We start from the raw sequence: 16381 nt of genomic DNA on the forward strand, positions 1-16381 counted from the left end.
CCACGACGCGCCTTGCAGGTAGGCCCGCCACGCGGCCGGTAGCGCTCTGCCCAGCGCGTGGTGGGCGTCCGTGAAATCCTGGTCGCCCACGGGACCGCGGTAGTCGGCTTCCTCGATGATCGCGCCGACGATGTGGGCGTTGAGGTCGGCAAGCTCCTCTGCGGGGATCCAGTACTCCAGCACGTCGCGGCCACCGACCTGATGAACTTCGTAACGGTCCAGGTACGCACGCTGGACCTCGAACCGGGTCACGTAGCCGATGCCACCGGCAGGGACATTCCACTCGCGGGCGATCTTTGTGGCGTACCAGCGGTTGAGTACCGGGTAGAAGATCGGCTGGTCCGGCAGGCGTGGTGGCCATGCCCGCCATCCGGACGCCGCGACAAGGTCGAGTTCGGCCTGCCCGGTAGGCCGCCACAGGGTGATCGTGTCGGAGGCGTCGATGGGTCTGCTCCCTGCAACGATGGTTATCGCGTGATGGTGGCGAGCCACGACTACAACGATCTGATGCCGTCGGCCCGGACGTTACCGCAGCCAGTTCGTCAGGTCGATGACACATGGAATCCAGGTGCACGGATCTGCCGCAGACAAGGCACGCTACACAGTGCCGCCACAACCCGATCGAGCCCGCCCTCGGTCGTGCCAGTGTCAGCGCGCATTCGACGCCTCGATGATGATGGCCTTTCCTACCGTGGGCCGGCCCTCGTGCATAGTGATCGTCATACCCGGCTTCAGGGCCTCCAGAGGGCTGGGGACAGCGGGCCAAGGCGGACCGACCCGGTGGCGCCTTCGACCGAGCTACCCGCCTGGCGTCGACCGACGCGGTCGCCGTGTACGGCGCCCTCGTCCTTCGGGGTGCCGTCGCCGCAGCCCGTCGAGACGACAGAGACACCGCACACGCCATGCTCGACGAGGCGACCCGCGCCGCATCCCGACTCGGCTACGACGGCAACGACCGGTGGACCGGCTTCGGTGCCACCAACGTCCTACTGCACCAGGTCAACATCGCCCTGACCCTCGGCGACGCCGGAACCGCCATCACGATCGCCCGCACCGTGGCCCTGAACAAGGTGGCGCTCGCCGGACGCAGAGCCACCCTGTACGTCGACGTCGCCCGCGCCTACACCCAGTGGGGCCGCCACGAGCACGGCCTCAACGCGCTCCGCACCGCCTACGACGTAGCGCCCGAGGAGATCCGCTGCCGTCCAGCGGTCCAACGCATCGCCGGCGACCTCGCCCTCCTCGCCAAGGGCTCGGTCCGCACGGCCGTCGTCGACTTCGCCCAGACCGCCGGCATCCCGCTATGACCAGCGGCCACCTGCAGATCGTCGTCTGCGGTGCCGGCCCCGCCGCCGACGCAGCCAAGCTGGTCACTGCCGCACAGGAGCAGAATTGGACTGCGGCGGTCACCGCCACACCCAACGCGACGAGCTTCATCGACCTGGCGGCCATCGAGGACCTGACCGGTACCTCCGTGCGATCCACCTACCAGGCATCCCCGGGCGCGCCCCGCGCGCTTCCCGCCGCCGACGCTCTTGTCATCGCACCCGCCACCTACAACTCGATCAACAAGATCGCCCTCGGCCTGGCCGACAACTACGCCATGACCTCGGTCGCCGAACTCATCGGACGACAGGTACCAACCGTCGTCGTCCCGTTCGTCGACGCCGCCCTCGCCACCCGGCTCCCCTTCCGCCGCGCCGTGGCCACCCTCCGCGACGAGGGAGTGCACGTCCTACTCGGCCCCGAAGATGAATGGGAACCGCACCCGCCGGGCAGCGGAAACGACCGGCAACGGGTCTTTCCCTGGGGGACGGCATTCGGGATAGCAGCCGGGCGCGCTCACGACGCACGGACTTGAAGCATCGCGTCGTCGACCGCGGTGCCGGGTTCAGAGGATTCGCCACCGGCGCGGTCGCGTCCCGTCGTCGGTGAGGCCCGCGATGCGGTGGTGCACCTCGTCGGCGGCGTCGGTGTCGGGTCGGGACTTGCGGGCGTTGGTCGCGATCATCTGCAGCTCGCGGAGTTGGCACAGCTCGTCGAAGCCGGACCAGGAGGTGGCGTCCCAGCCGTAGGCGGCGGTGAAGTCAGCGAAAACCTGCGGGCCGGGAGGGTCGAACCGGCGGCAGTGCACAGCGACCGTGGCGACGTCCCACTCCCGGGGCCCGAGTACGGCGCCGTCCCAGTCCGCCAGCACGGGGGTGCCGTCGAAACGCCGCAGCGCGTTGCGGATCTGCGGGTCGGACTGAATCAGGCTCAGATGGTGCGGGAACCGCATCGCCTCCCAGCCTGCGGTCAGAACCTTCAGGCGGCCCATGAGCAGGTCTCGCTCGTGGGCGTTGAGGATCTCCGAGCGGGCGATGGACCGCTCGATACCGTGGATCGGTCGCAGGACCGGTAGCGGCATCGGCGGGGCAGGTAGCGCGTGCAGCTCACGCAGGAGTGTGCCGAGTTCGGCGACGGTGACCGGATGGTGATGCGCCAGGTCCAGACGTTGCCAGACGGTGACAGCATGGCCGCCCACCCGCAACGGCTGCGACAGGCCCGGATGCAGTTCGACCGTGGGGAACCGTCGGGCCGTCAGCCAGTCCACCACGGCCACCACCGCGCGCACCCGCTCCACGCCGAGGTCACCGGGAGCGATCTTGACGACCACGTCCTCGACGGCGTAGACGGCGTTGGTGTGGTGCCGGAGCAGGACCGCGTCAGCCTCGCGGTAGCCCAGACGGCGACACACCTCGGCGAGCACCGGTCGGGTGCGCGCCTCGACGAACATGGGGCTCCTAGGGACCGAGCGCGACGGTGGTGATCCCCAGCCTACGAGCGCGCTCGCGGCAGGCGCGAACGTAGTCCGTCAACGCCGTCACCTCACCGCGCCGGTTGCCCCCGGGAATCGCGGCCCCCACATCGACCTACTCAAGGCGATGAGCACCACCACCACGATGGACAACGGCCAACGTCCACCACCACGTCACCCGTCCACCGGCAGCCGGAACGGTCCAACCGCTCCCGAGCACCCACCGAGCACCGGACCACCGGCGGGGAAACGAGAAAGGCTCCGACCCAGGGTGAAACCCCAGGTCAGAGCCTTTATTGCTGGTGCGCCGCCAGGGACTCGAACCCCGAACCCGCGGATTAAGAGCCAACATCGATTCGATGCCTCGAGTACCTGTGCGTCCCACCAGTCCACGCATCGGCAGTTCTCGGCTGATCCCACCGGGCGCACGTACCACACAATCCATGCGCCGCCGACCCTATCCACGGCGACCGAGCACCCGCCGAGCACCCGGATCTGCGACCATCCGGCTGCTGGGGGTGTCAGCCATGAGCGGTCGATCAGCCGCTACTTGCACTACGGGTACTTCGCGTTGGCCCAGGAAGCTAAAACTTCACCCGTTGCACTTGGAGGAGCGTGCGGTCCTTCCGATGGGGCATCCCCGTCGTCAGCCGGAGCATAGCGGAAAGTTGCCTCGCTTAGGTCCCTGCCTCGACCTCCGAGAAGGCCGTCAAAGTGGAAGAACCGCAAGTCTTCTGAATTAGAGTCCTTAGCCGACACCATCCAAGGCCCGAGCGCCACTTCGTCGCCGCCCTTAGGTAGGTAAATCACATCCCCGGTAACCATCGGGCGATGAGTTTGCGATCGCGATGGGATCGGCCTTCCCGCACCCTTAAGAACAACCAAATCAACGTTGTACCACAATCCATCGAAGGTCATGGAGGTAGGCACGACAAGCTCGGCCCGCAAGAGCGAAGAGGCTCTGTGCGCAAATCGGCGCAGTAAGGCTCCGAGCCTCTCACGTTGCGCAGAAGAAGATGAACCTCGCCCGTGAGCAACTTGGTTTCGTACATTAATAAGCTCTTGAACCGTGGAGCGATCAGTTCGATCAGGAACAAGCCACGAAATCAGGCGAGCGAGGTCCTTGTGGCTATCGGGGATGGCTTCGAGCGCGAGGCAGAGCTGAAACCAAGTACCCATACTGGGCGCCGCCAACGAACTCATTTTCACGGCGGACAACGGCCGTGGCGGGCTAGACGCCAAGCCCAGAATTGCAGCAAATCGGAAAACTGCCTCCAGTGCATGAAGGCCCGCCATGAACCTCTTATCCGGATCGGTCGTCCGTGCGTATCTGGCCAACCTAAGAGCGAGAGGCAAGGGAAGGACGGCACCCCCAACATCTAGCGCCTTCGCAAGACGTTCTTCCAGAACCTGAACGCACCTGTCAAGAAGTTCCTCGCTTGCAGCATCCTTGTTGATCCAGTCGACCGCCCCGAGCCTAATCGCCTGGATCACCTGCTGTTTCGCTCCTTCACCGGAAAGCGAGATAGCCGGAATACCCAGTCCCGCCGCCCGCAGCTCTTCAAGAAGCCAGAGTCCACCCCATTCCCCCGGCGGCATCTTCATATCGACCAAAGCCAAGTCAAAGGGCCGCCGCGAAATCTCCCTAAAGGCGGCCCGTCCATCCTCAACATACAGAAGGCGAGCACCTGCGGCATGCAATGGCCGGCATAGCGTACGAGCAACATCCGCCTGATCATCGGCAACGATAATCCGAATGTCAGCAAGCGAGCCTTTCACAACACCTCTCCATTCAGCAATGGAAGCGTAATCAGCCAGGAGGTCCCCGCCGGACTGGACGACACCGACAATTGCCCGCCGATACGGTGCAAGAGCGCGTGGACTCCCAACAGACCAAGTCCGTTTCCGCCCAGCTTGCTAGTCCGTATACGCGACCCTGTGGCTAGCGCCTGAGAAACTTCGGCGGGGAGCCCAGGTCCGTCATCCCTCACCTCGACCACTGCCTCAGAGCTGTCTGCAAGCCAATCGAGCCTGATCGACCCGCTCCCACGCATCGCCTCGACCGCGTTCTGGACTAAGTTATCAAAAATGGCCGTTAGTGCCCGCTCGCTGATGGCCACATACGCGACTGACCTTGCATCCGGAATTGACATCGAGATCGCTCTCGGAAGTCGCGCGAAGACAGTGGCGCCGTACTGCCTCAAAAAGGCACCCAGCTCCGTATTCTCCGTCTCAGAATAATCTCCCATTGACGTCGCCGCCCTAAGCCGTAGAGCAATCGCTTGGGCATGCTCGAGGTGACGGCTCGCCGCCAACTGCCGCTCAAGCCGAGCAGTACGACTCCCCCCGACCTGAGACAAGGCAGTCCGAACAGCGACGACCTGGTTCTTTAGATCATGCACAAGGTCCGCCACTGCGCCCCGAAATGGATCTGGCTCCGGCCGCATGGATTCCAGGACCGCCTGGGCGATGGGGCCTGGGTTGAGGGGAGACTCCAGACTCTCAATGGTAGCTTCAACCCCGTTTTCTATAACCTCAAGGCCTGCGCTTCGGGACACGCCAGACCATAAAGAGCAGAACTGTTTAACACGTGCCTGATCTACCCCAGAGTCGGATATCAGGCGAACGCTCAGGGGGTATGACAAGCCTATTTCGACAGTGGCAATGCCACGGGCAGGAAGCACAGCCGAGATTGCGGCCTCAAGGACCGAACGGTCACGGCCCGTGACCAACATGGAGTGCATGGGAACGGTTGGCGGGATATCTAAGCGCCGACCGTGCAGGACGCGCCAGTCATCAATAACCAACCCGAGGCTGCTGTCCGGCTCATCCGCCCCTAAGCACCTATAGAGATCGCCTAACTGCACTAGACGCCAGACATACTCGACGCCTACCTCCTCGGGCGTTTCCACGCTTTCTAGCGAACTGAGGACGTTCGCCAATTCCCGATCAACAACATATCGGACCGAGGTGGACGAGTTTTCGACTGCGACACGGAAGGCCTCAGCGAGACGTCCGGTTCCGAAGCCAATGCTGTTGCCGCTGTCAAGTAGCTCGTCAATCTCGGCTGCCCAGTTCACCAACTGATTTGGCGAGGAAGCGAGATGCAGCCCGAATAATTGAGCTTTCGCCCATCGTTGCACTGGGACGGTAGAGGTCGCAAGTAAAATTGCCTGATGTGCAAGCAAAAAGCGTGCGAGGGACAGCTCTGCGTCGCCAAAATCGGCCAGAGCGTTAAGCGGCGAGCTGGTTCCGATTCGGTCTAGGATGTCCAATACCTTGTAGCACGCGCGGTGCTTTGCACTCGCCTTGGCCTGGTGGTCAGCCGTTCCTAGTATCTCCTTCCGGATCTCGAGCGGCTTGCTTTCGAGGGTCAAGATAGCAGCCTGCATCGCTAAGTGATCTGGTCCGGATCTTACGAACTCAAAGGATGGTTCCAAGCCGATGGGACTAAGTGCTTTGATAAGAAGGGTTGTGGCGTCAGCTGCTCTCGGCTGTGGAGGCGCGATCGTCCGAAGGATGTCGCCCCATTCTTGGGGCCAATCGGCTGATAGTTTTTTCGGAAAGCTTTTCGCTACATATACTGCAGCTAGGACCGCCTGGAAGGCATTCGCGCCCATTTCCGTCGAGATCCCTGAACTTTTTTGGCCGGCGCCCAACAGCAGACCAGGAGCGAGGCCCGCTTGCCGGAAGGTGGAGGCATAATCATTGTTCGTCATAGTAAGGCCAACGAACTCGTCGGGCGGTGAGGCCATCGCGTTTCGAACTACGTTGAATGCGTATTCATAGTCCAGCACGCAGGAGCCAACAAAACCAAGCATCTTGTTGTCCTGCTGATAACATCTTTGCATCTCAGCGCGGTTCTCATAGGCCCAAGATGAGTGAATGAGTGCCTGTGAGATCAATGGAGCTGCAGTGGCAGGAAGCGAGAAGAGGCACTGCACTCGGCGCACTACCTTTTCATGCGCTGCATAACGCGGAATCTCTAGTAGTTTGCCAGAGAGAGCCGCGCTTGAACGGTCATTTTCCCGTACCGCCGGATGATACTTCCTCAGGAAGTCCAAGGCTGCTTGCTGTGCGGCGGTCTTTTTGCTTTGCCCGCCACCGACGCCAACTCGACCGCGAGCGTCTGTCACAGTGCTTTGGAAATACGCTTCATGGTCCGGTCCGGATCGTTCATATTTATACACGGGACAATCCGGCGAGATTGCCTCCTGAAGGAGGGTCTTAGCATCGACAACGTTATCACCAGCCTTGGTAAGTGTTTGCAGAACCATCTCACTTACCAAGCGATCGGCTACCGATTCTTCGCCCGCAAGACACATGGCGCCGAGGATCTGCCGAAAGAGCCCCGAGTATAGGTACTTCGGCTTAGGCCCCTTCTCGAATGAGCGTCCCAGTAGTGCCGACTCGGCCAACCAGTCCTGACGGTTCGCCCACGAATGCAGTCCGTTATTGACCGAGGCTACCTGTTTGCTGATATCCCCGACGGTTCGCGCCATGTCTCGCTTATAGAATTCCACTGCCGCATGCCTCATAAAGAAGGCACGACCGAGTCGATCGAGCGCCTCCAGCACTCCTTTAGTTACATGGGGAAAGTCGACCTGGTTCTCGTGAAGATAGGAGGCATGCATCGCGGCAACAGTCAAGCTCATCCGCGTAGATCGGCTGGGTCGAGTTAGCCCCGCATCAGCCAACTTGGATAGAATTGGGCCCACATTTCCGCAGCCTTCGTCACCATCCCCAAGCACACCGAGATCTCCACATGCAAGGGACGGATCTTGATCTCGGACCATCCGCTCCACTAGCGGCCGGCCTTTATCATCCAATGACGCGGCGTCGTCGTTCACCCGATCGCGGTAGGGGTTGTTCATATCTTCCTCACCGGTCGCCACGTCGAACTGGCCCGAACTGGCATGGCGGCCCCCTATTTCGAGGTGGAGGTCGGGAAGAGCCACCGTCCAAAGTGGTGTCCCTCGATCGTACCGCCTTCCTGAGCCGCCACAACGCCGCCCTCATCTGCCTCGCCCGACGCCGCTGCGACGTCCTATTCGCCATGCTTCGCGACAAAATCCCCTACACCCGCCCGACCACGCCGATCGCTGCCTGACGAATCCCATAGGGATACCTCCCAAGCCGTACCCCGACAGCAGCCTGACCCTTACCTTGGACACTGGGCACCGGATCAAGTACCTGCCAGCGGCGCAGGGGTGAGGTCGGCCAGCAGGTCCGGTAGCCTCGATTCCTCGTAGACGCCGTCAGCTGCGCCCAGCCATTCGACCGCGCCGGGCAGGCGCAGGAGTTCGGTGAGGAACTGCTGCCCGGCGGTGTCGCGGTCACAGGTCATCAGCAGACGGACCCCGGCAGCGGCCAGACCCTCCAGTAGCAGCCATGCCGCGATCGACGGGCGCCCGTACACGCAGATCAGCGGCAGAGCGTGGGAGCCTAGCCGTGCCGCCGCGGTTTCGACCACGACCGGGTTCTCGCACACCCGAACAGTGTGAAGGCCGGGTCCGGGTTCCCACACGCGGCGCAGCGACCGGGCGGTCAGCCAGACTGGTTCACCGGTCTCGGCGGCTGCGGCGGCGATCGCCGCTGCGGCACCGGAGCCGGCCAGAGGGAGGTTGAGGACGAGGACGGTCGCCGAGACTTCGTCGCAGCTGACGCCGACGCTCGCCCACAACTGCCGCCATGCGTCGGCGCTCAACGCGGTGCCGGCCGCGGCCGCGGCGGCGCCGAGGTCCGTGGTGTGTGCGGCGGCGAGCAGGCGGGCGGCGAGCCGGCCGATGTCGGCGTCGCGGTCGAGATGGTGCGGATTGCCGAACAGCGAGTTCGCGAGCTCTGGCAGCGGGCGATTCGCAGCGGGCAGGTGCTGCCAGAGCATGGCTAGAGCCTGGGCGCGGTTGTCGGCCAGATCGGGGTTGGTGTGCTCGAGCCAGCGCCGGGTGCGCGCGAGTGCGACCACATGCTCCGGGATGCCCGCACTGGTCAGGACGGCGTAGGCGTTGTCGAGATGGTCCTGGGCGGCTTGCCGATCTAGTGCGCGCTTGGCGACCAGGTCGTCTAGTGGACCGCCGAGCCGGACGAGAAGGCCTTCCAGGGTGTCGTCCAGGCCGTGCAGGGCTTTGCGTAGCCGGCCGAGGGTGACCGGAGCTGTGGAGGCTTCCCAGGACATACCGAGGATCCGTCCGACCTGGTCTCGTTCAACCGCATCGAGGGTGACCCGGAGGGTGACGCCGGGTCCGGTCTTACCGTTCTCCAGCAGTTCTCGGGCGGCTGCGAGGATTTTCGTCGGGCCGGGGAGAGCGGCCCAACGGTCCAAGGCCGCGCTCACCGCATCTCCTGGCTGCTGGTGGCCGCAGCATCGGCGGTGAGCGTGGATAGTAGGTCCGGGCCGTCCTGTTCGGCTGGTCGCGGGGTGGCCAGCAGCGGCGCGGCGGTGTCGGCGACCGGCACGATCTGCAGCGTGTTCCCGGCCCACAGCATTAGGGACAGGTCGACACCGGGCAGCGGCGCCGGCGCCCGCGTGATGGTCCAGATCGCGGCGGCGGGGACCTGGGCCGCGGCGACGAGAGCGCCGGGACCGGCGAGCAGGAAGTCGAGGTCGAAGTCGCACAGCATCCGCAGCATGATCGCCCGGTTGTTGGGGTCAACGCCTTCGAACGCTTCGTCGAGCCACAGTGGGCGGGGTCCGGCCGGGTTGTCGGAGTACAGGGCGACGAGGGTGGCCAGCAACGGTTGCATCAGGGTGACGACTTTGCCGCCGCCGGAGTCGACGGCGTGGACCTGTTTCGTCAGCGGTTTCCATTTAGGGTCGGGGGCGCTCCCGACCCGGAATTCGCAAACAACGTCGAACCAGTCACGGTAGTCGAGCAGGGTGGCGAGCCGGTCGGTCCAGTCGTCGACGCCGGGCAGGCCGGCTTCCTGGACCTGCTGGAGCCGTTCGATGAGGAAGGCCTGCAGTTGCTCCTGCGCGGCGTCGGATTCGAAGCTGCCGGACTCTAGAGCGCGCAAGATCTTGTAGCCGGCCTGCTGTTCGTTGCGGGGGTGCCGGCGCAGCCGCAGCGTGGTTCGGTTCGCTCCGGTCGGGTGCCGTTCGAGGACGTCGTTGACGGTGTTCAGCAGGCTCAGGACACGCTTGAGACGGTCGCGCAGGTGGTTGATGAATGTCGATGACAGAATCTGCGCGTACATCTGGTGCAGTTTCTCGTCGTGGGTGGCGGACAGCTTCGCGATTTGGTCGTCGAGGTGTGTGATCGCCGCGGCCGGGGTGAGTTGCTTGCCGGAGGCTTCCACCACCATGGTGATCTCCGGTAGCGGCCGGGCGTCGTCGGCTTCGGCGGCGTGCACGGCGCGGCCGCCTTTGGCTTCGAGGCTGGTCTGCAGCTCGGTGTAGGGGCCGGCGAACAGCCGGGCGGTCACCTGCCGGATTCGGTCCTCGCATCCGGTGCGCGTCGCCGGCCAGTTCGCCGGCCGCAGGTTGGCGATTGCGGTGCGGGCCTGCTGTAACGCGTCGTCGACTGTGCGCCCGCTCGGCTCGGGTAGGTTGCGGGCCGCGGCGAGCCCCGCGTCGACTGGAATCCACCAGCTGACGACGGCGGCGGCGCGATTCTGTTCGGCGGTGGTCTGCTCCCGGCGGCGTTGTTCCCAGTCACTCTGCGCGGTGGCGGCGGCCCCGGCCAGGGCGAGACCGTCACGGTGGGAGGCGGCGATCGCCGATCTGAGCGCGTCGGCCTCACGATCGAGTTCGGCGGCCCGGTCGAACAACTCTTGGTCGCCGCGCCCGACAGCCTTCTCCGCCTCGGTGGCCCGCTCGTCGAGCAGTGCCGCCTCGGCCGCTGCGGTCCGTTCCGCCTCGACGCCGGCGTCAAGTTGGGCTTTGGACTCGATGGTCATCGATTCCGCTGCGGCGCTGGCCTGCTCGGCGGTGTCGCGGCCCTGGACGGCGAGCCGGAGCCGGCCGGTCGCGGCTGCGGCGTCGTCGAGCGCTTCGGTGACGGCGTCGAGGTGCTCGTCGGAGTTCGGCAGCCGGTGTTCGAGCGCATGGGTGGTCGCGTCCGCAGTTGCGGTCTCCCACAGCTGGCGGGCGGCGTCGGCTTTGCCGGCCAGGGCCATGTGCTTGCGCTGGGCGGTGTCACGTTCGCGGTTGGCGGCCGTCAACGCCAATGCGGCGGCGACCGTGTCGCCGTCCGACGGCGCCTGCTCCGCCGCGGCCCGCAGCGCGGCGATCTCATCAATCAGGGTGTCCGCAGCCTGGTTCGCGTCATCGGCTTGGGCGCGGTGCTGCTCGGCCAGCTCGTGCAACTCTGTGATCCGGCGTTGCCGGGCGGCAGCGCGGGCGGCGGCGCCGATCAGCTCGGCGCCGTGTTCGGCCGGACCTGCTTGTCCGGCGGCGGTCGGGGTCTGCCAGCGGCCGTCGACGGCAACCGCGACAGCGCTGGCGTGCGGCTGCCCGGCCGGGGTGAACCCGATCCCGTCGAGGATCACCGTGATCGTCGCGGTCAGCGGGCCGCTGTCGCCGGCCGGGACGAGCACCGTCGACAGTGCCGGACCAGTCGCCGCGGGCAGGCTCGTGGCGACCACGTCCGTGCCGTCGCGGCCGGCGGTGTACACCCCGTCGATGGTGACCCACGCGTCGAGCAGGCCCGCGGCGGTCAGAGCGGCCTCAACCTGGTCCAGCACGTCCCGCTCGACCCCGTCGGCCGGGTCGACCAGCCGCCACAGCGGCGCCCCGTCCGCGGACGGGAACGGTGGCCGCGGGCGGCGGGTCCAGCCGGCCGGAGCCGGCGGGACCGGGTCACCGTGCATCGCCAGCTCGTCGGCTTCCCGGTCAGCGGCCGCCGCCGCGGACTGCTGTTGTTCGGCTTCGGTGCGCAGCTGCGCGACTCGGGTGGTCCGTGGGTCGACGGCCAGGGTGAGCCAGTCCCGCATGAGCAGCTGCTGCAGCACCTGACGCGGGCTCGCGGCGATCGACTCCGTCGTAACCTGCTCGAGCCACCGCTGCCGAAGGGCCGGCTCCGGTGCGGGTCCGGTCAGGGCGGCGGCCCACCGTTCCATGTCGTCGGACAGCTGCTGTACCGCGTCGCTGAGCCTGCCGGCGGCGGACTCGGCATCGGCGTTACGGGTGTTGAGGTCCGCTTTTGCGGCGCTCGCCAGGTCGTCGGCTGTGCGGTACTTCGCAGCCAGCTTGGTCGTCTCCCGCAGCAGGTTCCGCAGGGTGGCTACTGCGGTCCTGCGAGCGGCAACGGCCGCGTCCAGCCGGGCAGTATCCGCGTCGGCGGCCCATTGGGCCGCGAGGTCCCCGAGCATCGCCTTGCCGGCGGCGGTGACGGTGGCGGTCACCGCCGCCTGGTAGCCGGTGCGGGCGGTCTCCAGGTCTGCTTGCGCCTCGGTCTGCTTGGCCAACGCCCGCTCGTGCAGGCTGCGTAGCGTGACCAGCGCCGCCTTGGCGTCATCGGCGCGGGTGGCGGCTTGGTTGGCGGCGCGGCGGGCGAACGTCGCGGCTTCGGCCCGGCCGGTCGCGCTCTTGTACGCCGCGGACTCCAGCAGCTGCTGATGCGCTGCGCGATTACGCTCGGCGGCGTTATTGAGCTGCTGGGTCTTGGTCGACTCGGCGTTGAGAGCCTGCCGGGCCTGATCCAGCGTCGCGGCGGCGGCGTCCACGGCCGCCGACGCCGCGCTGAGCGCGGCGTCGGCTTCGGCGAGGGCGTCGGCGTGCTGGCGCAGCACGGCGTCCGCCCACGGCCGCCACGCCTTGGCGACGTAGTCCACGATCGCGGACCGGGCCTCCTCTGCGTCGGTGCGGTCGGCGCTGACCTGCTCGACCTGCTGCCAGCCAGAGGCGAGCCCCTCGATCTCGTCTCGGGCCAGCGGCGGCAATGCCGAGCGGATCTGGTTGGTGAACCAGTCAGGGTTCAGCTTCTGCCCCAGATGCGGGGTCCGCAGCGTCTTGAGCAGCTCGAGCACGGTCGCGTACCGGTCTTCATCGGTGAACCCGAACAGTGCGGTGGTCAGCTTGCGCCGATAGTGCGTACCGGTGGGAAAGACCTGGACTCCGTCGATGCCGTCGAGGTGTTTCGGTTCGGTGACCGCCTGCCCGCTCACCAGGTCGAGGCCGGCGCGGACCCGGGCGGTGCCGTGGCAGATCATCCAGGTGCGGGTCAGCTGCGACACGCCCCGTTTGGCTTGCGCGTACAGCAGCGTGGTGAAGAACTCCGAGGTGCCTTCGTCACGGATCCGGCCGTACTCGACCCACGCCCAGCCGCGATGCGCGGTCGCGGAGTCGTCGCGGCGGTCCTGGTCATTGCCGGACGGCTCGACGTAGTACCGGAAGTCTTTGCCGGAGTCACCGAAGGTGTCGATGTTCTGCCGTTCGAGGTTGCCGGCGAGCATGATCAGCGTCGTCAACGTCATCAGCGTCGACTTGCCGGACTGGTTCGCGCCGACGAACTGGGCGCGGCCGTCAGCGAACACGTACTCGGCGACGTCGAACTCCCACAAACCGATGACCCCGGCCCGCAGGATCTGCCACCGGCTGCGGACCGGATCCGGCAGCCGGCCGTGCGCGACGGCGTCGCGCCATCCGGCGAGCTGGGCGTCGGACAGGTGCGGGCCCGGTGACGGTACGGTCGGGCCGGCGAGGGCGCTCATTAGGCAATCTCCACAACAGTCAGGTCAGCGGCGGACGAGGTGCGGCTGGTGGTTTCGGGATAGAGCACGTCCGGGTCGCGGTAGCGGGCGGCGGGCGGCAGCAGCACCCAGCCTCCGTCACCGGTGACTCGCAGTAGGCCGAGCTCGGTCAGGACCCGCTGCGCGTCGTCGAGGACGACCTGTGGGTCGGCTTTCTGCCGGTCGTTCATGTACGCACCCCGTGACCGGATCAGGTCGTCGATCAGCTCGTTGACCAGGACCCGGGTCAGGTGGACGGTGCCGTCGTCGTGGCGGAGGCCGTCGCGGCCGGCCTGGTCGGCGGCGAGCAGCGCGACCCAGTCCGCGGCTTTCGCCCGCGGCCAATCGGCGACCGTCGGCGGACGGCCGTCGCCGTCGTAGAGGACCAGCAGGATCCCTTCCTGCCGGGCCTCGATCGCACCGCCGGTCATCTGGGCCAGATAGCCGGCGTATCGGGACCGGTGTCGGCGCAGCGTGTCCGCGTCGGAGGGGTCGAGGTCGGCGTAAAGCACTGCCGGGGTTTCGACCAGGGCCCGCAGTAGCCGGATCGTGCGAGTTGCGTCCGCGTCCGCCGGCTCCGGCTGCAACGCGGCGGCGAGCACGTCCGGGCTGGTCATCAGCAGGAGCGCGTCCCGGTCGACTTCGTAGCCGGCGCCGGGGCCGGACCCGTCCTCAGTCCATTCCTCCAACATCTTCTCGTCGCTGGTCCGCCGGTTCAGCACACCCCAGCGGGCCAGCAGCGCCGCCGCGTCCCGCAATTGCCGGCGCTCGGACTTGATGTCCGGGTCGTAGGGCGACACCTGCACGCCGGGGGCGGCGCACACGTCACGGACCATGTCGGACAACCGTTGCAGGGTGACCGTCCCGGAAACCTCCTCGCAGCACGCCGCGATCAGGCACATCAGCGCCAGCAGCCGCCGAGACGGGGCATCCGACGGCCGGGGCGGAACGTTCGCCGTTTCGCCGACCGGTACCCGGATCAGTCGGGCCGCCTGACCGACCCGCTGGATCCGGTACCCGAGCCGGCGCGCGGCCTCCGACAGCGGCTGCTGATGGCGAACCACCAGCCGGAACAACTCCCGGTTCGTAGCCGGGGTGATCATCGGCTGGGCGAGCAGGCCGACGAACGCATGCTGCGCAGCGACCTGCTGCGCCGACGTTCTGGCGCTCATCCGATGCTCCCGGTCGTGGTGGCGGAGATGTGCAAGATCAGATCCGGGTGCACGAGCCGGCCCGCCGGTGTGTGGATCACCGCGTCCACGCCGCCCGGAACCGGTTCGGTCCGCAACGACCAGCGGCCGTCCCCGGTTGTCGCGGTCCGCGTCCCGGACGCCGCTGATCTGCCCCGCAGCATCGCGGTCAGGAACTGCAGCAGCAGCGTGGTCTCCGCCTCCGAGATCGGCGGCCAGTCCGACAACCGCATCCCCGAACGGGCCATGACCGCCGCCTCGGTCTGCGCCGCCAAGGACTGCTGCGCCACCGCGTTCGCCCGCGCGATCTTCCGGTTGCCGGTGTTGTCGGCCAGCCGCGCCGGCGCCCCAGTCGTGCCGCGCGGGCCCTGCTTACGCAGCCGAGCTTCGACCGGCACCGTGTCGGATTCCCACCATGACGACGCGGACGGGTTACCAGCCGGCGCCGGCGCCACCCCCGGCAGGTGCCGGGCCGCATACAGGCCGGTCGCGTTGCACCACACCTGCCAGCCCGCCTCGTCATCGCCAGCGGCCTCGATCCGGGCCGCCAAAGCGAGCAGCTCGGCACGCCGCGACATGTGCCCACCGATTGCGGCCAGAGTCCGCTGCCCCCGCAACAGCGGACCGATCGTGTCGCGCATCTGCCGCCGCAGCCGCCGGGCCTGACAGTCCGGGCCATCGAACCAGGAGCGCAGCGTCTCCAACGTCTGCCGGTACGTCCCGACCAGGTCCACGATCGCCGGGTCGTCCGCGTTCGGCCCGAGCATGCGGGCCGCGACCGCCCGCCACACCCCGTCCGAGACCGCACCCAGTTCGTTCACCCGACTTGTGATCGTCTCCGAATGCACGTCGACGCCGGCACCCCACATGTCGACGTAGCGGCGCAGGGTCTCCTGCACGACCGTGATCTTGTGGAGGGAAGGGGTGCCGGCCAGCGCGGACGCCAGCCGAGCCTGCCACCCGGCCGCGGCCCGCGCCATCGACTGGTGGGTATTCAAGATGATCGACCAAGCGTTCGCCGCCTCGCCTGGATCCGGTTCGGCGAGATCACGCAGCTGCGTCAGGTTCGCGGTCAACACGCCAGGTGCCAGCGTGGCCGCAGCCGCGGTCGCGGCGTCCTGCCCGAGACTCGTGACCGCCTGATGCAGCTGCGCGGCGATTTCGGTCAGCTGGTACCGGTCCAAGTTCCGGATGAAGTCCGCGTCCCGCAGCGCTCGGTCCTGGAACCGGTCGACGACACCCCACCGCTCCAGGCTTGACATCCGCGCCGGCAGGTCGAACCCGGCCTCGTCGACCAGGGCGGGGTCCGCACCCGAGGCGGCCAGATGTGCCCGGATGAGGTCGGGCAGATCCGCGGCGGCGACACCGGTCAGAGTGTGCTGCTGCTGCGCAAGCAACACGTCGACAATCGCCCGGTACTGGGCGGCGTACCTGCCCGGCGTCAGATAGCTGGCCTGCAGTAGGCCGCCGGGCATCCCGCCCAGCTGCCAGGCATCCGCGCCGAAGACATCCTCCTCCGGACCCGTTCGCCGCACCCGCGAACTCCTCTCAGCGCTGGACCATTCCCGTCTGCCCGAGCGCTTCACACGACAGCGCCGTCCCGCCCGGGCCACGCAGCATATGCGGACCGTCCGACACCTTGACCAGGCGGCATACCCCCGCGTGACCGGGCCGTCACCGACGCTGCCGCAGCGTTGACCGTGCCGGGGCCGACACCACGGCACAC

At 66.9% G+C, this 16381-nt stretch carries 8 protein-coding genes and 2 pseudogenes; 2 read left to right on the plus strand and 8 right to left on the minus strand.

From position 1 onward, the window contains the following. Positions 1-117: 117 nt before the first annotated feature. Positions 118-444: pseudogene (locus AB0F58_RS20295) on the minus strand (ADP-ribosylation/crystallin J1); the annotation flags it as partial. Between the two features lie 347 nt (positions 445-791). Here AB0F58_RS20295 and AB0F58_RS20300 point away from each other — a divergent pair. After that, positions 792-1307: pseudogene (locus AB0F58_RS20300) on the plus strand (hypothetical protein); the annotation flags it as partial. Further along, on the plus strand, positions 1304-1861 hold the full coding sequence (locus tag AB0F58_RS20305) for a flavoprotein (protein WP_357144906.1): 558 nt from the start codon (positions 1304-1306) through the stop codon (positions 1859-1861). The pseudogene AB0F58_RS20300 and the gene AB0F58_RS20305, both read left to right, overlap by 4 nt. Before the next feature lie 30 nt (positions 1862-1891). Here AB0F58_RS20305 and AB0F58_RS20310 read toward each other — a convergent pair whose 3' ends face one another. The 7 genes from AB0F58_RS20310 to AB0F58_RS20340 all read right to left on the minus strand — a co-directional run bounded on the left by AB0F58_RS20310 (position 1892) and on the right by AB0F58_RS20340 (position 16190). Continuing rightward, entirely contained in the window at positions 1892-2776 is an 885-nt protein-coding gene (locus AB0F58_RS20310) for a phosphotransferase (protein ID WP_357144909.1), read from the minus strand. Positions 2777-3352: 576 nt separating this feature from the next. Then, on the minus strand, positions 3353-4576 hold the full coding sequence (locus AB0F58_RS20315; protein WP_357144912.1) for a response regulator: 1224 nt from the start codon (positions 4574-4576) through the stop codon (positions 3353-3355). Next, on the minus strand, positions 4573-7755 hold the full coding sequence (locus AB0F58_RS20320; protein ID WP_357144914.1) for an ATP-binding protein: 3183 nt from the start codon (positions 7753-7755) through the stop codon (positions 4573-4575). Before AB0F58_RS20320 ends, AB0F58_RS20315 begins: the two co-directional genes overlap by 4 nt. A gap of 227 nt (positions 7756-7982) precedes the next feature. Further along, positions 7983-9131 (minus strand): TIGR02679 domain-containing protein, encoded by a 1149-nt coding sequence (locus AB0F58_RS20325; protein ID WP_357144917.1) that lies wholly within the window; start codon positions 9129-9131, stop codon positions 7983-7985. Further along, complete coding sequence (locus tag AB0F58_RS20330; RefSeq protein WP_357144920.1) at positions 9128-13447, minus strand: TIGR02680 family protein; 4320 nt, start codon at positions 13445-13447, stop codon at positions 9128-9130. Before AB0F58_RS20330 ends, AB0F58_RS20325 begins: the two co-directional genes overlap by 4 nt. After that, positions 13447-14637, minus strand: coding sequence for a TIGR02678 family protein (locus AB0F58_RS20335; protein WP_357144922.1), 1191 nt, complete (start codon positions 14635-14637; stop codon positions 13447-13449). Before AB0F58_RS20335 ends, AB0F58_RS20330 begins: the two co-directional genes overlap by 1 nt. Then, entirely contained in the window at positions 14634-16190 is a 1557-nt protein-coding gene (locus AB0F58_RS20340) for a DUF2397 domain-containing protein (RefSeq protein ID WP_357144925.1), read from the minus strand. The genes AB0F58_RS20335 and AB0F58_RS20340 overlap by 4 nt, the downstream gene beginning before the upstream one ends. Positions 16191-16381: the final 191 nt, after the last annotated feature.

Source organism: Micromonospora sp. NPDC023956 (assembly GCF_040639195.1).
Taxonomy (GTDB): Bacteria; Actinomycetota; Actinomycetes; order Mycobacteriales; family Micromonosporaceae; genus Micromonospora.